General features: G+C 38.6%; 14 protein-coding genes. 10 read left to right on the forward strand and 4 right to left on the reverse strand.

The window, feature by feature from the left end; genetic code table 11:
* Positions 1-41: 41 nt before the first annotated feature.
* From purT to dapC, 3 genes are read left to right on the forward strand one after another with little or no spacing between them, the layout of a single operon-like run.
* Complete coding sequence (gene purT, locus KTJ10_RS01780) at positions 42-1259, forward strand: formate-dependent phosphoribosylglycinamide formyltransferase (protein WP_130172781.1); 1218 nt, start codon at positions 42-44, stop codon at positions 1257-1259.
* Positions 1260-1286: 27 nt separating this feature from the next.
* Positions 1287-3950: a [protein-PII] uridylyltransferase gene (gene glnD / locus KTJ10_RS01785; protein ID WP_000608324.1), complete on the forward strand. Its 2664-nt coding sequence runs from the start codon at positions 1287-1289 to the stop codon at positions 3948-3950.
* A gap of 25 nt (positions 3951-3975) precedes the next feature.
* Positions 3976-5145: a succinyldiaminopimelate transaminase gene (dapC, locus tag KTJ10_RS01790; RefSeq protein ID WP_262441420.1), complete on the forward strand. Its 1170-nt coding sequence runs from the start codon at positions 3976-3978 to the stop codon at positions 5143-5145.
* Between the two features lie 54 nt (positions 5146-5199).
* On the opposite strand, the gene KTJ10_RS01795 is transcribed toward dapC, so the two are convergent.
* The 4 genes from KTJ10_RS01795 to msrB all read right to left on the reverse strand — a co-directional run bounded on the left by KTJ10_RS01795 (position 5200) and on the right by msrB (position 7643).
* Positions 5200-5832: a LysE family translocator gene (locus tag KTJ10_RS01795; RefSeq protein WP_199992495.1), complete on the reverse strand. Its 633-nt coding sequence runs from the start codon at positions 5830-5832 to the stop codon at positions 5200-5202.
* A gap of 64 nt (positions 5833-5896) precedes the next feature.
* A complete protein-coding gene (locus KTJ10_RS01800) occupies positions 5897-6733 on the reverse strand; it encodes an AraC family transcriptional regulator (RefSeq protein ID WP_262441196.1) in 837 nt (278 codons plus the stop codon).
* Between the two features lie 8 nt (positions 6734-6741).
* Positions 6742-7227, reverse strand: a complete 486-nt coding sequence (locus KTJ10_RS01805; RefSeq protein WP_005069704.1) for a glutathione peroxidase — start codon at positions 7225-7227, stop codon at positions 6742-6744.
* Complete coding sequence (msrB, locus tag KTJ10_RS01810; protein ID WP_002114184.1) at positions 7224-7643, reverse strand: peptide-methionine (R)-S-oxide reductase MsrB; 420 nt, start codon at positions 7641-7643, stop codon at positions 7224-7226. Before msrB ends, KTJ10_RS01805 begins: the two co-directional genes overlap by 4 nt.
* Positions 7644-7882: 239 nt before the next feature.
* On the opposite strand from msrB, the gene KTJ10_RS01815 reads away from it, so the two are divergent.
* The 7 genes from KTJ10_RS01815 (at position 7883) to KTJ10_RS01845 (ending at position 19301) form a co-directional block, all read left to right on the forward strand.
* Positions 7883-9313 carry a pyridoxal phosphate-dependent aminotransferase gene (locus KTJ10_RS01815; RefSeq protein ID WP_005069706.1) on the forward strand — a complete coding sequence of 477 codons (1431 nt, stop codon included), beginning with the start codon at positions 7883-7885 and terminating at the stop codon, positions 9311-9313.
* Between the two features lie 474 nt (positions 9314-9787).
* Positions 9788-11095 carry a dicarboxylate/amino acid:cation symporter gene (locus KTJ10_RS01820; RefSeq protein ID WP_262441197.1) on the forward strand — a complete coding sequence of 436 codons (1308 nt, stop codon included), beginning with the start codon at positions 9788-9790 and terminating at the stop codon, positions 11093-11095.
* Positions 11096-11765: 670 nt separating this feature from the next.
* Positions 11766-12833, forward strand: coding sequence for a type II asparaginase (locus KTJ10_RS01825; RefSeq protein ID WP_005069712.1), 1068 nt, complete (start codon positions 11766-11768; stop codon positions 12831-12833).
* Between the two features lie 198 nt (positions 12834-13031).
* Positions 13032-16595 (forward strand): DNA polymerase III subunit alpha, encoded by a 3564-nt coding sequence (gene dnaE / locus KTJ10_RS01830; protein WP_262441198.1) that lies wholly within the window; start codon positions 13032-13034, stop codon positions 16593-16595.
* Between the two features lie 14 nt (positions 16596-16609).
* The gene (locus tag KTJ10_RS01835) at positions 16610-17449 is read left to right on the forward strand and encodes an RNA methyltransferase (protein WP_262441199.1); all 840 of its coding nucleotides are present in this window, start codon (positions 16610-16612) and stop codon (positions 17447-17449) included.
* The gene (gene cysE / locus KTJ10_RS01840) at positions 17442-18254 is read left to right on the forward strand and encodes a serine O-acetyltransferase (RefSeq protein ID WP_005069719.1); all 813 of its coding nucleotides are present in this window, start codon (positions 17442-17444) and stop codon (positions 18252-18254) included. Before KTJ10_RS01835 ends, cysE begins: the two co-directional genes overlap by 8 nt.
* Before the next feature lie 105 nt (positions 18255-18359).
* On the forward strand, positions 18360-19301 hold the full coding sequence (locus tag KTJ10_RS01845) for an ABUW_2363 family tetratricopeptide repeat lipoprotein (RefSeq protein WP_262441200.1): 942 nt from the start codon (positions 18360-18362) through the stop codon (positions 19299-19301).
* The last annotated feature ends 60 nt before the right edge of the window (positions 19302-19361 follow it).

Raw genomic sequence — 19361 nt, forward strand, 5'->3', positions numbered from 1 at the left:
CACCATAAGTTCTGCTATGCTTAAAAAATAATTTTGTCAGGATGATTCGCATGAGCGTGACACTCGGTACCCCACTTCAATCTTCTGCATTTAAAGTTTTATTGTTAGGTTCAGGAGAGCTTGGCAAAGAAGTTGTAATTTCCTTACAACGCCTTGGTGTAGAAGTACATGCAGCCGACCGTTATGATCATGCACCAGCAATGCAAGTTGCACATTTTTCTTATGTGTTAAACATGGCAGATCCTACCCAATTAAAACAACTCATCGAGAAAATTAAACCAAATTTAATTGTTCCAGAAATTGAAGCAATTGCGACAGAAGTTTTACTTGAAATTGAAGCGAGCAAAGTAGCAACTGTCATCCCTTCGGCTAAAGCTGTAAACCTGACCATGAACCGTGAAGGCATCCGCCGTCTTGCGGCTGAAGAACTTGGCCTACCTACTTCTGCGTATCGCTTTGCTGATACGCTCGAAAGCTTCCGTGCTGCTTGCGATGACATTGGTTATCCAAACTTTGTAAAACCGGTCATGTCTTCTTCTGGTAAAGGACAGTCTCGTGTAAAAAGTTTCGATGAAGTCGATGCAGCTTGGGAATATGCAATGCAAGGTGGCCGTGTTAACCAAGGCACGGTCATTATTGAATCTCAAATTGATTTTGATTTTGAAATTACATTACTTACCGTTCGCGCTAAAAACCCTGAAACTGGTGAAATTGAAACTCATTACTGTGACCCAATTGGTCACCGCCAAGATGCCGGTGATTATGTAGAAAGCTGGCAACCTCAACCAATGACTGCGGCAGCACTCGAAGAAGCAAAACGTATTGCGAATAAAGTGACAACTGCACTTGGTGGCTGTGGTATTTTTGGTGTAGAACTGTTTATTAAAGGTGACAAGGTTTGGTTCAGTGAAGTTTCACCTCGTCCACACGACACAGGACTCGTAACTTTAGCATCACAATTTCAAAGTGAATTTGAACTGCATGCACGTGCAATTTTAGGTTTACCTGTAAACACAGCACGCCACAGTGTTGCAGCAAGTGCTGTAATTTATGCTGGAGTTGATGCTAACAATTTAAGTTACAGCAACCTCAATGTAGCTTTAGCACACCCAGACACCGATTTACGCCTGTTTGGTAAACCAGAAGGTTTCAAACGTCGTCGTATGGGTGTAGCAACCGCTCGTGCTGAAAATACTGATCTTGCTCGTACTTTAGCGAAAGAAACCGCTGATCAAGTAAGCGTTCAAACAAACTCTTAATTTTTACTTATTGGTAGACCCATTTTCATGATCAATATATCGCCATTGTTGAACTATGTCTCAAGTCATCATGATATTAAAGCCATTAATCAATGGCGAACGGATGTAGAAAAGCAGTTGCAAGATTCATATGAAAATGGGCAATCTATTCGTGAAATCATTAAAGCCCGTTCAGATTTAGTAGATGAAGCACTGATCTTTTTATGGAAACATGCTGAACTCGATCAGACAGAACTGGGCCTTTTTGCTGTAGGCGGTTATGGACGCCGTGAAATGTTGCCCTATTCTGACGTCGATATCATGATCCTATCGGAGCATGAAATTAATGAAGAAAACGAAAAACGTATCTCTACATTTATTTCGTCTTTATGGGACGTTGGCAATTTCAAACCCGGCATTAGTGTTCGCACGATTCAAAGCTGTGTTGAACAGGCCGCTACCGATTTAACCGTTGCAACAACTTTAATTGAGGCGCGGTTAATTACTGGTAATAGTCAGCTTGCGAAATGGCCTCGCCGTATTGTTTCGCAGACATGGACAGATAAAACATTTTATGACGCAAAGATGGCCGAACAAGCCAAGCGTTACCATCAACACAACAATACTGAAAGTAATTTAGAACCCGATATTAAAAATGCACCAGGCGGTATCCGTGACATTAATCAAATTGGCTGGATTGCCAAACGCCACTTCCGCGTAAACCGCATTTATGACTTAGTGCATTTAGGTTTCATTTCAGAGTTTGAATTGGCAGTTTTAGAAGAAGCTGAAAGTTTTCTTTGGGAAATTCGACATCATTTACACCGTTTAGCTAAACGTGATGAAAACCGTTTACTCTTTGACCACCAAAGGGAAATTGCCGCCAAATTTGGATATGTGCGTCAAGAAGGCCAACCTGTAAATTATGGTGTTGAGCAGTTCATGAAACGCTACTATCGTACGGCGCAGCAAGTTTCAACACTCAATGAAATGTTGCTGGCGTATTTTAGCGAGTCAGTGATTACTCCTCGACTCCCCAACTATGAACGCAAAATTGAAGTTGTTAACGATCACTTTAAAATAGTCGACAATAAACTTGCCGTACAACATCACAAAATATTCGCAGAGCATCCAAGCGCGATTTTAGAGTTGTTCTATATTTTAGCCAATCGACCAGATATTGAAGGTATTCGCGCTCGAACTTTACGCTTACTTATTCTTGCTGCGAAACGAATCAACCAAAGTTATCGCGATAATCCAGAACATCAAGCACTGTTTATGTCGATTATTCGCTCACCATATCGTTTATACGATACCTTGGTTGCGATGAAACGATATGGTGTTTTAGGAAACTATATTCCTGCTTTTGGCCAAATTATGGGCCTTATGCAATATGACTTGTTCCATATCTATACGGTCGATGCTCACACATTATTATTGCTGCGTAATTTAAATCGTTTTAGAGAACCTGAATTTGCCAAAGAATTCCCTGTAGTAAGTTCAGTTTTCCAACGTCTTGCTCGTCAAGATATTGTCTTTATTGCTGCTTTATTCCATGACATCGCAAAAGGTCGCGGTGGTGACCACAGCGAACTCGGCGCAGAAGACGCGATTGAGTTTGGCCGTGCACATGGCTTTACAGAACGTGAATGCAAATTAATTGCATGGCTCATTCAAAATCATTTGCTCATGTCACTCACAGCTCAGAAAAAAGATATTTCTGATCCTGATGTCGTGAAAGATTTCGCTGAAAAACTTGGCGATATGGAGCATCTTGATTATCTATATACCTTAACGGTTGCCGATATTAACGCGACAAATCCAAAACTATGGAACACATGGCGCGCTTCTCTCATGCGTCAGCTTTATACGCATGCTCGTGATGTAATCCGTACAGGTTTAGGCCGTCCTGTTGACTACCAAATGCTGATTGAAGATACCAAATTTGCGGCAAGTGAATTATTGGTAAATAACTTCGCATTGGCAGATGTAGAAAAGGTATGGCAAGAACTTGGTGATGAATACTTCATTAAAGAATCAGCAGACGAAATTGCATGGCACACACAAGCAATTTTAAAACATGGTGATAATCCAGAACCATTAGTGCTCTTGCGTGCTCACCGTAAAGCAGCTCAAGATGCGGTGCAAATCTTTATTTATACTCGCGATCAACCTAACCTATTTGCGACCACTGTTGCCGTTTTAGACCGAATGAACCTAGATGTTCAAGACGCAAAAATTATCACAGCAAGTACAGCATTTAGCTTAGACACTTATGTTGTACTTGATCGTTTCGGTACATTGCTTACAGATCCAGAGCGTGAAGAAACCGTTAAGAATGCATTAGTGAAAGCGCTTAGCCAACCAGACCAATATCCGGGACTCATGCAACGTCGTATTCCACGACAGTTACGTCACTTCGATATTGAAAATACAGTTGACGTAACATTAAATGAAGCCTTACAACAAAATATGGTCGAAATTTCAACACTCGATCATCCCGGCCTACTTGCACGCGTGGGTGGTTTATTTATGATGCAAGGCTTAGACATCCATTCAGCCCGAATCGCAACTTTAGGTGAACGTGCCGAAGATATTTTCTTTGTCACCAAAAAAGATGGAAAACCACTGAATAACGAAGAGGTCAAACTCTTCTCTGAAAAACTGAAAGCTGCATTAGATGAAGCATCTAATCAAATTTGTCAGCACTGAAACTCAACTACTTGGTAACTGTTTAATGAACTCTAGCTTGTCGTTATTACATCCGTATCCATTTGAAAAGTTAAACCAACTTTTTAAGGATACTACTCCTGCTAACCTTCCCTTGATTCCTCTATCAATTGGCGAACCTAAGCATCCAGCACCAGAGTTTGTTAAACAGGCTATTATTGATAACTTTAACCACCTATCAACTTATCCAAACAGCAAAGGCTTACCAGAGCTTCGCCAAAGCATTGCAGATTGGTTAACTAAGCGCTTTAAACTTAACAGCATCAGTGCTGAAAACCACATCTTGCCTGTCTCTGGTACTCGTGAAGGGATTTTCTCTTTTGTACAGGCATTAATTAATCGTGAAGATGCACCTTATGTGGTGATGCCAAACCCATTTTATCAAATTTATGAAGGTGCTGCTTTACTTGCAGGTGCAAAGCCATACTTCATTAATTGCACAGAAGAAAATGGTTATTTAGGTGATTTTGATGCAGTACCAGCAGAAGTTTGGGAAAAGACAGCCCTACTTTTTGTATGTACACCGGGTAACCCAACAGGTACTGTGCTTTCCAAAGAACAATTTAAAAAGCTAATTGCCTTATCTGATCAATATAATTTTGTTATTGCTTCTGATGAATGCTATTCAGAGCTTTGGTTTGACCAAGCACCTACTGGTCTATTAGAAGTTTGTGCTGAGCTTGGCCGTGATGACTACAAAAACTGTATCGTCTTCCATTCACTTTCAAAGCGTTCAAACTTACCGGGTTTGCGCTCAGGTTTTGTAGCGGGTGATGCCGATCTTTTAAAGCCATATTTGCAATACCGCACCTATCACGGCGCTGCAATGCCAGTACAACACCAGCTTGCTTCAATCGCAGCGTGGAACGATGAAAATCATGTTGAAGAAAACCGTAAGCAATATCGTGCAAAATTTGATTTATTCCAATCTGAGCTAGGCCATCTGCTCCCATTACAAAAACCTGATGCCGGTTTTTATTACTGGTTAAAAGTAGATAATGATAAAACTTTTGCCAAAATGCTGATGGAAAAAGCACATATTAAGGTTTTACCAGGTCGTTATCTATCTCGTGATACCGAACAAGGTAACCCTGGTGCCAACCATGTGCGTATGGCTTTAGTAGCAGATTTGGCACAATGCGAAGAAGTCGTTAAACGCTTAAAAGCGATTCTTTAAATCCAGCAAAGTTGTATAGCCTTCAGTCTTATTTAGAAGGCTATGCAATCTATATTACCTATAGACAATCAATAACACTGCGAAAAAAATGAAAGCCAGACTAGAGCAATAATATATTCCTCTGGCAAAACGTTTAATCTGAGCTAATACCTGCTCTTGACGTAATAGATGAACCAATAATAAATTCCATCCAAGAACCACTCCTGTCATCCATATACTCATTAGTAATTTTTGAAATAAGCTAAATTCCTGTTGAATAAGCAGCATTAAACTACTATAAAACATAATATTTTTAGGATTAAGAAGACTGGATTGCAAACCCACAGCTAAGCTTTTAACTTTACTTTTATAACTAGACTCTTGTTCAACCGAACTATTTTCAGCAACTGTAATATTCAAGTTTGTTCCTTGAGTGGCTCTAAAACAAAGAAAACTCAAATAAGCTAAATATCCAGCCCCCAGCCATTTAAGTACTAAAAGAATCGTTGTACTTAAATTGCCAAGCACCATAAATCCAAATATACATACCATTAAGATAAGAGCATTACCCAAAGTAATTCCCAGAATAACGCCATAGGTATAACGCGCTCCTTTTTGCAAAAGACTGGTCAGAATAAGAAAAAAATCTGGTCCCGGAGATAGGAGTGCTAAAAAGTGAGTAAAGGCGATAACCCAAAAAACTTCCATAACGATTTCATCTTTAAAACTGTATGGAGTAGCTTAAAAATAGAGAAAAATAATTTCTTGTAAATTATTGCGCTGCTGCAAGTTGAAACTGTCGAGGAGTAATTCCTGTATGTGCTTTAAAAGCTTTATGAAAATGACTTTGATCACTAAAGCCTAAATTGACAGCTAACTCTGCGAGTGAAATCCCTTGTTTTAATTGAGCTCTGGCTTGATTAATCTTTAAATTAATTTGAAATGCATGTGGGGTTAAACCAACATTGGCCTTGAATAAACGAATGATTGCATATCGACTAAGACCAACCTGCTCTGCAAGCTCTTCAAGAGAAATAAATTGTTCTGACGATTTAATGATATGAATTAAGTCCAAAAAATCTTCATACAAATATTCAGTTTTTTGTATTTCTTCTAATACGAAATGAGGGAGTAATAGCTGGGTAAGGCAATAGATCAGTGACTGTTCTTTTTCAATAATTAATTTTTCAGGATCAAATAAAGTTTCATTCATATCAGAAAAAGCCTGATATAAAGTTTCTTCTTTTATTATGAGCGGCTTATGCTGAGGCAGAAGCAAATCCAAACCATGTTGTCGAAATTCTGAATACAGCTGATTTAACCACCTTATGTCCAAATGTAGCATCTGGTAGCTCCAAGCCTGATCTGGCAAAGGGTTACATGAATGCTCAATATGTGCGGGTACGATCACCAAAGTACCAGCATCAATTTTTTGGGCCGTACCAAATGAACTTTGAAAAACGCTATTCCCCTCGTCTATAGCCCCGATAGAAAACGTTGGATGACTATGAGATTTATAACATGTTCGGCTAAAACAAGATCTTCTGGTTTCAACATACGGCATTCGCACATCTTGCCAAAACTCAAAAGGTTGAGGAATAGCGTTCATTTAAACAATTAACTCGCTAAAGCTTTTTCAATATCAGCTTCTAAAGCTTCAGGTTTAGTTGTAGGCGCATATCGGTTTAAAACAGCGCCATCCTTACCTACCAAGAATTTAGTAAAGTTCCATTTAATGCTACTGCTGCCCAAAATACCTTTAGCTTCACGTGTTAAATATCTAAAAATTACATGGGCTTCCGGACCTTTTACATCAACTTTAGCAAACATAGGAAATTTCACCCCATAGTTACGCTGACAAAAGCTACCAATTTCTTTATTGCTTCCTGGATCTTGCCCACCAAACTGGTTGCAGGGAAAACCTAAAACTTCCAACCCTTGATCTTTATATTTTTCATAAAGTTTTTCGAGACCAGCAAATTGTGGGGTAAAACCACATTTACTCGCAGTGTTTACAATTAATAAAACTTTACCTTTGTAATCAGCGAACTGCTTAACTTCACCCTCTAACAGCTCAGCTTCAAACTGATAAATATTACTCATGGATAGGTTTCCTCATCATTTTTTTCTTCTGTTTTAAGTTGTAATGATGCCGAGTTTACGCAATAGCGCAAACCAGTCGGCTGTGGTCCATCTTCAAATACATGCCCTAAATGAGCCTCGCAATCATGACAAACAATTTCAGTTCTGACCATACCATGCGTTAAATCTTCATGTTCATCAATGACTGCACCATTGATAGGACGGAAGAAACTTGGCCAACCACAACCGCTATCATATTTGGTATCTGATGAGAACAACTCTGCGCCGCAGCAACGGCAAACATAGGTACCATGTTGCTTAGTATTCCAGTATTGCCCCGTAAATGCAGGTTCAGTGCCTTTTTGTCGTGTAATCCGATACTCTTCTGGTGATAACTCTCTTTGCCATTCCCGGTCTGTTTTATTGACTTTTCCCATGACATACACCTTTTATTCTGAAGTAAACATTTCTGATGATCGAGTTTTATATTTACGCCATTCATCACAAAAACACTAGTCTCTGAACGTAAAATTTGTTGGAATTTAAACATATAAAGAACAAAAAGCAAAAAGTAAGCAAAACACAAAATCAAAAGTAAGCAAATTTATTACTAATTAGCTTTAAAGCAAGCAAACATAGTGCTATTCTAAGTGCGCACGGTTGTATAGGACAGAACATGTCTCAGAAAAAAAGTGTGGTTTTCCAACAACTACTACCAATTATTAAACAATATCAACAATCGGGTTTTACCCATGAAAAAATTGTTGAACTATTGAAAGATCAACATGATCTAAATTTGGTAACAGTTAAAACATTTAAAAGTTATTTATACCGATATGCAAAAGTGAATCCCGTTATGTCTAAAAATACTGCTACCCTCCATTCCATGCCATCTACTCGAGAAATCAAAAAATCATCGAAGCTTGAGCATGTTTGTTATGACATCCGTGGGCCAGTTTTAAGAGCCGCCAATGAAATGGAAGAGCAAGGACATAAGATTATCAAGTTGAATATTGGTAACCCAGCTCCCTTTGGATTTGAAGCACCACAAGAAATTATTAATGATGTTGCTTTAAACTTACCAAATGCAATTGGTTATGTTGACTCAAAAGGTATCTTCCCTGCTCGTAAAGCAATTTGTCAGTATTACCAGCAAAAAGGAATTCTCAATATGCATGTCAATGACGTGTATATTGGTAATGGCGTATCTGAACTCATCGTAATGGCTATGCAAGGCTTATTAGATGACGGAGACGAAATGCTGATTCCAATGCCGGATTATCCGCTTTGGACAGCAGCAGTTAATCTTTCAGGCGGCACGGCAATTCATTATAAATGTGATGAAGAAAATAGCTGGTACCCAGATATTGCTGATATTGAAAGTAAGATTACTCCGAATACTCGCGGTATTGTCATCATTAACCCAAACAATCCTACGGGTTCGGTATATCCACGCCACATTCTTGAACAGATTGTAGCGATTGCAAAAAAATATGATCTAATTTTATTTGCTGATGAAATTTACGACAAAATTATTTATGACGGTATTGAACATGTTTCAGTGGCATCATTAGCTGGCGACCAGCTTTGTGTATCTTTTAATGGTTTATCAAAAGCTTATCGTATTGCAGGCTTCCGTTCAGGTTGGATGGCAATTACGGGTGATAAAAGCCGTGCTGCTGACTATATCGAAGGATTAGACATGTTGGCATCAATGCGTCTATGTGCAAACGTTCAAGCTCAATATGCGATTCAAACTGCCCTAGGCGGTTATCAATCAATTAATGACTTGATTCGTCCTGGTGGCCGTTTATACGAACAGCGCAATATTGCTTGGGAAATGCTTAATGAAATTCCAGGTGTAAGCTGTGTAAAACCAGATGGAGCAATGTACTGTTTCCCTCGCCTTGACCCGAACATCTACCCAATTGAAGATGATGAAAAGTTAATGCTTGATTTGCTACGTGCAGAAAAAGTGTTATTGGTGCAAGGTACAGGCTTTAACTGGCCAACACCTGATCATTTCCGCGTGGTTTTCTTACCTGCTGAAAATGAATTACGTGAAGCAATTACACGACTAGGACGTTTCTTAGCCAATCGTCGTTAAAAAAATGCATAACAAAAAAGGCATCTCTAAATAGGTGCCTTTTTTATAATTCTATTTTATTCATTTTTATAAGAGAAGAATCTCCTAACCACATAACAATTTTATGAACACAAAATAAACCATTGTATTTAAATAATTTTTATAAAATTTATGATTCTTTTAACTTTAAAAATTAGTTAATTTTTTGATTTATATATTTTTTACCATACGTTTAAAATCACTTGATTTTCCTCAATCTACTTAACCTTTATTATGCAAAAAATGCATGGATCAATATTTTTTTGCATTTCACACTGCTTCAAAATCGAGCAACAATCCATCTCCATAACAACATCGCCATATTCGATTCGGTTAAAACAGATACAGATCTAGGAAGATAACATCGTTAGAACAACCGAACTGAACTAACAAGGAAAGCTTTCAATCATTCAAATCCCATCAAAGGATGATTGAATCAAATGGATAGAGGTTCACATGAAGCAAAAGAAATTGCTCAAGTATATTGTTGTTGCTATTTTACTTGGCATACTGACAGGTTGGATTTGTCACCACTTCTTTAATGAGGGTGAACAATTGAAGCAAATCGCTTCTTATCTCAACATACCTACAGATATCTTTTTACGCCTTATCAAAATGATTATTGCTCCATTGGTATTTGCCACTATTGTTTCAGGCATTGTATCAATGGGGAAATCGACATCAATCGGCAGTATCACCCTTAAATCAATGACTTGGTTTATTACTGCTTCGTTCGTATCGCTTGCTATCGGTATGGGTCTGGCAAACTTTTTCCAACCAGGTGCAGCTTTAGATTTAGTATTACCAACTGCGCAACAATTGAGTAGCTCTTCTGCTCCAGCGACTACAGGCTTCACTCTACAATCATTTTTAAGCCATGTTTTCCCACGCAGTATTGCCGAAGCAATGGCAAATAACGATATTTTGCAAGTCCTTGTTTTCTCTATTTTCTTTGGCTCAGCCCTTGCTTTTGTAAATCAAGGCAAAGAAAAAGATTCAGTTATCATTCGTTTGACTGATGAACTCAGCAAAATCATGTTCCGTATTACTGATTACGTCATGATGTTTGCACCTGTTGCAGTATTTGCAGCAATCGCTTCAGCAATTACAGTACAAGGTTTAGGCTTGATTGTTGACTATGGCATTTTAATCGCGGAGTTCTACTTTGGTCTTTTATTACTGTGGATCATCTTATTCTCCGTAGGTGCAATCGTACTTAAAAAAGATATTTTCCGTTTAGGTAAATTAATTCGTGAACCTGTAACGCTTGCTTTTGCTACAGCTTCAAGTGAATCAGCCTATCCTAAAGTAATGGATGCACTAAATAAATTTGGTGTGCCTAAAAAAGTAACGAGCTTTGTATTACCTTTAGGTTATTCATTCAACCTTGATGGTTCAATGATGTACACCACGTTTGCAGTACTCTTTATTGCTCAAGCTTACAATATTGATCTTAGCTTCACTCAGCAAGTCTTAATTTTGTTAACCCTAATGGTGACAAGTAAAGGTATTGCTGGTGTTTCACGAGCTTCAATTGTGGTTATTTCAGCAACACTCACTATGTTCCATTTACCTGAAGCCGGAATTCTCTTATTACTCGGTATCGACCAATTCCTTGATATGGGCCGTACCGCAACAAACGTAGTAGGTAACAGTATTGCTACCGCAGTTGTTGCCAAGCTTGAAGGCGATAAAGTGGCTGATACTGAAGAACTACCAGAGCCAGTATTAATTAAATCAACTCAAGAACAAACGACCGCTTAAGTTTCTCTTTTCTCCCACTCTCCCAACTTAAGAGCAATTTTATATGACCTTATAAAATTGCTCTTTTTTTATTTTAAAATTACTGGCAGAAATTCACCTATATTTTTATATTAAATAATGACTTTAAACTGCTATTAAATTTTCTTAAATCAAACCTTAAAAATAGAATAAAAATTATTCAAACAAATTTTATATTTTTAAAAATAAATACCAAGTGATTAAATTTTAATTCAATTTACAACAATTAAATTATATTAAATTAATGGAATTATTTTTCAATTCATACTGAAAAATTTAAAATCATCTTAATATTAAATTATAACAATAAAAATCAACAATATAAAAATATCAAATGGCAAAAAATTACTTAAACACATCTATTATTTTTTAATTTTATACAGATAAAAAAATCATTTGTTTTATTTATATTAAAAAGTAAACAAATCAAGATAAATTAGAAAAACTTAATAGATTTTTTATTTTATTCATGTTATTTATTAGCGCTAAATAAAAGCAATGATTAAGCAGTTGTTGGTGAAACAAAATGCTATTCAAGGATGCTTCTTATTCAAACAAGTTATGAATATGTTTTACATGGTATGTATTTTGCTTAGGAAAAGCAGTCATATTCAACAAACTTTTACTTCGTCACTTCATAAGGATATTTTCGATGTTGACTAAAACTGTTAAATCTTTAGGTTTAGCGATGGGCTTATTAGCCTGCTCTCTCCCACTTTATGCAAAAAATAATGTTGTCGTAGTTGCCACTGGCGGTACTATCGCTGGTGCTGGCGCAAGCTCGGCAAATAGTGCAACTTATACTGCTGCAAAAGTTCCTGTTGATACCCTAATTAACGCAGTTCCACAAATCAAAGATTTGGCAAATGTAACTGGTATTCAAGCTTTACAAATCGCTTCTGAGAGTATTACTGACAAGGAATTATTAGAAATTGCTCGTCAAGTGAATGAGCTTGTTAAAAAGCCATCTGTTAATGGTGTCGTAATTACACACGGTACAGATACTTTAGAAGAAACAGCATTTTTCTTAAATTTGGTTATTCATACTGATAAACCGATTGTACTTGTTGGCTCAATGCGTCCTTCAACTGCTCTTTCAGCTGATGGTCCACTTAACCTTTATAGTGCAGTTGCTTTAGCAGCTTCTGATGATGCAAAAAATAAAGGCGTTATGGTTCTTATGAACGACTCTATTTTTGCTGCACGTGATGTAACTAAAGGTATTAATATTCATACAAATGCTTTTGTTAGCCAATGGGGCGCTTTAGGTACATTAGTTGAAGGCAAACCATACTGGTTCAGACAGTCTGTAAAACGTCATACAAATGCTTCAGAGTTTAATATTGAAAATATTAAAGGCGATGCACTTCCAACTGTACAGATCGTTTATGGTTCGGACTCTATGCTTCCAGATGCATATGAAGCGTATGCAAAAGCTGGTGCTAAAGCGATCATTAATGCAGGTACTGGTAACGGTTCTGTACCAAAATATATCGTACCAACCTTACAAAATCTTCACGACAAAAACGGTATTCAAATTATCCGTTCATCACGTGTCGCACAAGGCTTCGTATTACGTGATGCAGAACAACCTGACTCTAAATATGGTTGGGTAGCAGCACATGATTTAAACCCTCAAAAAGCGCGTCTTCTTGCAGCTTTAGCTCTTACTAAGACGAATGACACGAAAGAAATTCAGCGCATGTTCTGGCAGTACTAAGTTTTTCAACCAGCCCAAACACAAAGTTTGGGTTGGTCCTATTTCTTAAAAATAGGCTCTTTTATATTCAATCTGTACAATAGATATTCAAATCATTCTTCTTAAATAATAAAATCCTTAACAGTTTGCCAAAATATTAAGCATTTCGTTTTAACTTTGCGTGCTAAACTATGCTGCAGTCGTATTAAGGATTGGTTTATGCAGTTTGTTCATCTCGGTATTTATACAGAATTTTCGATTACAGAGTCGATAGTTCGCATACCTGACTTGGTCAACGCTGCGGTTAAAGACCAAATGCCTGCGCTGGCATTAACCGATCTATCAAACCTTCATGCCGCCGTAAAATTCTATAATTCCTGTTTAAAAAAAGGAATTAAACCGCTTTTAGGTAGCACAATCCGCCTTGACGATGCTCAACATCGTGCAACTTTACTTGCAATGAGTAATGTAGGCTGGAAAAGTCTAACCGAAATCGTTTCACGCGGTTTTATTGAAGGTCAACAACTTAGTATTCCATGTGTAAAAAAAGAATGGGTACTTGAACAGCATCAAGATATTATTGTTTTACTTGGCCAACATAGTGATGTGGGTCAGATGCTTTGCTCATCTAACCCTCAAAAAGCCGCTCCCCTTTTGGAAGCATGGATCGAAAAATTTGGTAACCGTATTTATCTGGCTTTAACACGTACCGATCGTCCCGGTGAAGAAGACTTTATTCAAGAAGCCGCTAAACTTGCTGCTCAATATAATGTGGGTGTAGTTGCGCATAATGATGTGCACTTTGTAGAAAAAGAAGATTTTGAAGCTCACGAAGCCCGTGTTTGTATTGCTGATGGCTATGTATTAGCAGATGACCGTCGTCCACGATTATATAGTCCTGAGCAACATTTTAAAACCTCGGACGAAATGATTGAGTTGTTTTCAGATATCCCAAGTGCTATCGAAAACACCTATAACATTGCAAAACGCTGTAATGTTAGCCTACAACTTGGCACCTACTTTTTACCTGACTATCCAATTCCAGATGGTTTCACCATCGACACTTACTTTGAGCATTTGTCTAAAGTAGGTTTAGAAGAACGTTTAGATTATCTCTACCCTGTCGAAAAACGTGGCGAAGATTGGCCTGAAATTCGTAAACCTTACGATGAACGAATTGATTACGAAGTCGGCATTATCCTCAAAATGGGTTTTCCTGGTTACTTCCTTATCGTCATGGACTTCATCCAGTGGGCAAAAAATAATGGCGTTCCTGTCGGACCTGGCCGTGGTTCAGGTGCGGGTTCACTCGTTGCCTATAGCTTAAAAATTACTGACCTTGATCCTCTTCGTTACGATCTACTTTTCGAACGTTTCTTAAACCCAGAACGTGTCTCGATGCCCGACTTTGATGTCGACTTCTGTATTGCTGGACGTGACCGCGTTATTGATTATGTTTCACGTACTTATGGCCGTGAAGCCGTGTCGCAAATTGCAACTTTCGGTACGATGGCGGCAAAAGGTGCAATTCGCGACGTTGCCCGTGTATTAGGTAAATCTTACGGTTTAGCTGACCGTATCTCAAAAATGGTACCTACTAAACCGCTCGGTGTGGACTTAGCCACTGCTATCGAGATGGAACCTCAGCTTAAAGATATCGTTACCAACCCATCTAACCCAGATAATGATGACGCGAGTGAAATCTGGGAAATGGCCTTAAAATTGGAAGGTATCACCCGAAATACCGGTAAACATGCCGGTGGGGTTGTTATTGCACCTGGTAAGATTACTGATTTCTCGGCTGTGCTTTGTGATGAAGATGGAACTAGCCGTGTTGCTCAATATGATAAAGACGATGTAGAAGCAGCAGGTCTCGTCAAATTCGACTTTTTGGGTTTACGTAACTTAACCGTTATTGAAGACGCAATTCAAAATATTAATAAAAATCGCGATAGTAATGATCCGCTCATAATTTCGCATGTTCCACTTGATGATGCTAAAGCATATTCTGTCTTTGCCGATGCAAATACAACCGCGGTATTCCAGTTTGAATCCGTCGGCATGAAACGAATGCTTAAAGAAGCACGTCCAAGTAAATTTGAAGAGATTATTGCGTTCGTATCATTGTACCGTCCTGGTCCAATGGATCTTATTCCTGACTTTATTCACCGTATGCATGGTGGAGATTTTGAATATCTTCACCCACTTCTTGAAGGTGTATTAGAGCCAACTTACGGGATTATGGTTTACCAAGAACAGGTGATGCAGACTGCACAGATCTGTGCGGGTTATACGCTCGGTGGCGCGGACTTACTACGTCGTGCAATGGGTAAAAAGAAACCTGAGGAGATGGTTAAGCAGCGCCAAATTTTCTTGGCAGGTGCTGCAGAAAAAGGGATTGATGAAAGTACAGCCAACCATATCTTTGACTATATGGAAAAGTTCGCAGGCTATGGTTTCAACAAATCTCACGCTGCAGCTTATGCCCTAGTTGCTTACCATACTGCATGGTTAAAAGCACATTATCCTGCTGAGTTTATGGCAGCGGTAATGTCATCGGAAATGCAGAACACCGACAGTGTTGTATTTTTAATCGATGACTGCCGAAATAATGGCCTAGAAGTTTTACCACCATCCGTCAATATGTCGACTTATCATTTCCATGCGAGCGATGATAAAACTATTGTGTATGGTTTAGGTGCAATTAAAGGCGTTGGCGAACAAGCGATGCAGTCAGTTATTGACTCTCGTCGACAATTTGGTCCTTATACAGATCTATTCGATTTTTGCCATCGTATTGATTTGAAGAAAATCAATAAGCGTACTCTTGAAGCTTTAATTCGTGCAGGTGCACTCGATTGCTTAGGAATTGAACGCGCAAGCTTAATGGCGCAATTACCTGAAGCTGTTCAAGCTGCCGAACAAGCGCGCAGTAACCGTGAAAGCGGTATTATGGATTTATTTGGTGAGGTTGAAGAAGTTCAGCGTAAGCCAGCTAAACCTGTTAAACCGTGGAGTGACGAGGTTCGTCTAAAAGGCGAAAAAGACACGCTTGGTCTATATCTCACTGGTCACCCAATTGATGTTTACCGACAAGAACTTAAAGCTTTTATCCCTGTGAAACTTAATGAAATTACGGCTACACGTCGTGGTGTTACAACAGTCTATGCAGGTTTAGTCATTGACGTCGCAAACTTCCCAAATCGCGTAGTTATTGTACTAGATGATGGTACAGCTCGTATTGAAGTAAGTTGCAACCATGAACGTTTCCAACGTTTTAAAGATATTATCCAAGTTGAGCGTGTTGTCGTCTTTGAAGGCGAAATTTATGAAAGAGAAGGCTTTGAACGTCCGATGGGCCGTTTAACTAAGGCTTTTACTTTAAATGAAATACGACAAAAACGTGCTAACAGTATTCAGATCAAATTAACAGAAGAGTTTATGCAAGCCACTTTGGCAAAAGATTTACAAAACATAATCTTGCCATTTTGCAATGTAGATATGCATCAACATATCACTCTACAGCTACAGATTGATCAACCTTATGCTCAAGCCGAGCTTCAACTTGGTCCGCAATGGAAAGTTGCTCCTCTCGATGAATTACTTGCTAAACTCAGAGATTATTTTGGTAAAGATAATATTTACATTGAATATCAAGTAAAGTCGAAAGCAGCTAAAGCAGCAGAACCTACTCGTCCGCAAACCGTTGCTTCCCCTCCCGCGGACATGACTATGGACGATGCATTGGATTTATACCAAAGCGAAGTTTCTCAATATTCGTAATTTCTGGAAATCTTATGAGTTCGTTTGATCATAACACTGTGTCAAAACAATTAGCACAAGTGCGTATTGTCATGGTAAATACTACGTTGCCAGCTAATATTGGCAGTGCTTTACGTGCCATGAAAACGATGGGGCTAATTAAATTAGTTCTTGTTGCACCAAAAACATATCCCCACCCAGACATACAAGCGCTTGCTGCTGGTGCCCAAGATTTATTTGAACATCTTGAGATTGTCGATACTTTAGAAGATGCTATTAAAGATTGCCATTTAGTATTTGGAACAAGTGCACGTAGCCGTACTATTCCTTGGCCTTTACTTGACGTGCGACCTGCTGCCAAAGAAGCTATTAAGGCCACTACTCAAGGGCAACAGATTGCGATTGTTTTTGGACGCGAAGACCGTGGTTTAACCAACGAAGAATTAGCGCTGGCAAATTATCATTTGACGATTCCTGTCAATCCTGACTATGGCGTATTAAATGTTGCGCAAGCGATTCAAGTTGTATGTTACGAACTTCGCATGTCTGCTCTCGAGCAAGAGCAAGTCGATCAGAATGTAGATGAAATGCCATTAGTGCAAGGCCAAAGCATGCAATGGGATGAACCTTTGGTGACTCAGCAACAAATGGAAGAATTTTATCCTCATCTAGAAAAAATGCTGACTGAAATCGAATTTTTAGATCCAGAAAATCCACGTTTATTACCTTTACGCTTGCGTCGTTTATTTGGTCGTATACAATTAGATCGTATGGAATATCATTTACTTCGCGGTATTTTTAGTCGCGTACAAGCTTTAACAAGTGGTAAATGGAAAAAAGCATTATCTGACAAGGAGGATCAACCCAATGCTTAAGCAGCTTAAAGAAGATATAAAAGCTGTATTTGCGCGAGATCCTGCTGCCCGCAATACACTAGAAGTTCTTACGACTTACCCAGGTATTCATGCAATTATGATGCATCGTGTTGCGCATGAATTATGGCAAAAAGATTGTAAAGGTGCTGCTCGCCTTCTTTCTTCATTTAGTCGTTTTGCAACAGGCATTGAAATTCACCCAGGTGCCAAAATCGGTAAACGTTTTTTTATTGATCATGGCATGGGTGTTGTGATTGGTGAAACTGCTGAAATTGGTGATGATGTTACGCTTTATCATGGTGTGACCTTAGGTGGTACAACATGGAAGACTGGCAAACGTCACCCAACTTTAGAAGATGGTGTGGTTGTTGGTGCTGGTGCAAAAATTTTAGGTCCATTTACTGTTGGTAAAGGCGCTAAAGTCGGTTCAAATGCTGTAGTGACTAAAGCAGTCCCTGCTGGTGTGACCGCTGTAGGAAACCCTGCTCGCTATATTTATAAAGATGCCACCGACAAGAATAAAGATGAAGAACGTCGTCGTGATTATGCACAAAGTATTGGCTTTGCCCCATATGCGACAACTGCTGATCAGTCAGACCCTATTTTAGAAGGTATGCGTGTTTTACTTGATCGTATTCAGCACAACGAAACACGTATGAATAATTTATGCCAGCGTTTATCAGAGCTAGATCCGAGCTTCAAAAAAGAAAGTCAGGATGAACAGCCTTTTAGCGATGAAGAACTAAAAATTATTGAAGAAGTTCGTCGTGAATGCGGTGCGCAAGATAAGACATCAAAAACGTAATATTCTTGATTCATACTGTAACACGCTTACCCTTGCATGTCTGTTTAGCTTTTCCTAGACTTACCTGTACCAAATCTGACTTTACTAAAATGAACGGAAGATCCTATGAATTTTAAGCCTTTGGCATATATAATCCTTGCGACCTCAAGTTTAACTGCTTGTACAATGGCACCCGTAAAAGAACAAAAAATTGAGCCTTTTGTTTTCAAGGAACCAGAGCTTACTCCTCCTTTTTATGCGCTAAACCCTTTTAACTATGATCAGCCGCCGGCATTTGAAGTTGCATTAAAAGAAGCTGCTGCCCAGCCTGTAACGAAAATGGTGGTTAATCGTCAAGATGACCCAACCAAACAGCTTACTCTTGATGTCAATAAACTGATTGTTCCGACTGTTAATAATTCACAACGTTCAATGAAATACGCAGTTTTAGCTGGTGAAAATGAAATTGACGTGACTACTATTGATGACTTTTTACAATTAGTAGAAGGTAAAGCACGTCACTACCCACCTCGCTTTACCGACCGTCAAGAACGTAAAGGCTTTGAAAGTAAACTCAAAGAAGTTACACAGCAACTTGATACACTTGCTGCAAATCCAAATGCATCATTTGATATTCTAATTCGTGCTTTTAAAGCAAGTGTTCTTGCACGTAACCTTGATTTAGGTACTGTTCATACAACTAAATCTTTAGAATATGCTCAAAGACTTTTGAAAATTAGTCCAGATGACGCAGAAACAAATTTCTGGTTCGGTTTTGGTTTATCTGAAGGTGGTGGCCAACGTGAAGCCATTCCATATTTAGACAAAGCCATTAAAGGTAATGTTCAAGAAGCATATTTAGCTGCTGCAAATAATTATATTGCGATGGAGCAGAAGAAAAATGCTATCCAGACGCTCAAGAATTATAAAGTTAAATATCCAGATGAAGCTGAAATTGCGGATCGTTTAATTCAAGAAATTGAAAAACAAGGTCGTTGGAACGTATGGCAAGTTTTAACTAACCCAGCAATGTCAGCAACAACTTCAACAGCTGCACCTAAAAAATAAACTTAATGCTATAAAAAAGGGCTGATTTGACAGCCCTTTTTTATATTTGATCATTTGAAA

This window comes from Acinetobacter sp. WU_MDCI_Abxc222, assembly GCF_025514755.1.
GTDB lineage: Bacteria > Pseudomonadota > Gammaproteobacteria > Pseudomonadales > Moraxellaceae > Acinetobacter > Acinetobacter geminorum.

Excerpts from the sequence above, each read along its gene's own strand:
- purT (WP_130172781.1), top strand. The coding sequence starts at position 42 with ATGATTCGCATGAGCGTGACACTCGGTACCCCACTTCAATCTTCTGCA.
- glnD (WP_000608324.1), top strand. The coding sequence starts at position 1,287 with ATGATCAATATATCGCCATTGTTGAACTATGTCTCAAGTCATCATGAT.
- dapC (WP_262441420.1), top strand. The coding sequence starts at position 3,976 with ATGAACTCTAGCTTGTCGTTATTACATCCGTATCCATTTGAAAAGTTA.
- KTJ10_RS01795 (WP_199992495.1), bottom strand. The coding sequence starts at position 5,832 with ATGGAAGTTTTTTGGGTTATCGCCTTTACTCACTTTTTAGCACTCCTA.
- KTJ10_RS01800 (WP_262441196.1), bottom strand. The coding sequence starts at position 6,733 with ATGAACGCTATTCCTCAACCTTTTGAGTTTTGGCAAGATGTGCGAATG.
- KTJ10_RS01805 (WP_005069704.1), bottom strand. The coding sequence starts at position 7,227 with ATGAGTAATATTTATCAGTTTGAAGCTGAGCTGTTAGAGGGTGAAGTT.
- msrB (WP_002114184.1), bottom strand. The coding sequence starts at position 7,643 with ATGGGAAAAGTCAATAAAACAGACCGGGAATGGCAAAGAGAGTTATCA.
- KTJ10_RS01815 (WP_005069706.1), top strand. The coding sequence starts at position 7,883 with ATGTCTCAGAAAAAAAGTGTGGTTTTCCAACAACTACTACCAATTATT.
- KTJ10_RS01820 (WP_262441197.1), top strand. The coding sequence starts at position 9,788 with ATGAAGCAAAAGAAATTGCTCAAGTATATTGTTGTTGCTATTTTACTT.
- KTJ10_RS01825 (WP_005069712.1), top strand. The coding sequence starts at position 11,766 with ATGTTGACTAAAACTGTTAAATCTTTAGGTTTAGCGATGGGCTTATTA.
- dnaE (WP_262441198.1), top strand. The coding sequence starts at position 13,032 with ATGCAGTTTGTTCATCTCGGTATTTATACAGAATTTTCGATTACAGAG.
- KTJ10_RS01835 (WP_262441199.1), top strand. The coding sequence starts at position 16,610 with ATGAGTTCGTTTGATCATAACACTGTGTCAAAACAATTAGCACAAGTG.
- cysE (WP_005069719.1), top strand. The coding sequence starts at position 17,442 with ATGCTTAAGCAGCTTAAAGAAGATATAAAAGCTGTATTTGCGCGAGAT.
- KTJ10_RS01845 (WP_262441200.1), top strand. The coding sequence starts at position 18,360 with ATGAATTTTAAGCCTTTGGCATATATAATCCTTGCGACCTCAAGTTTA.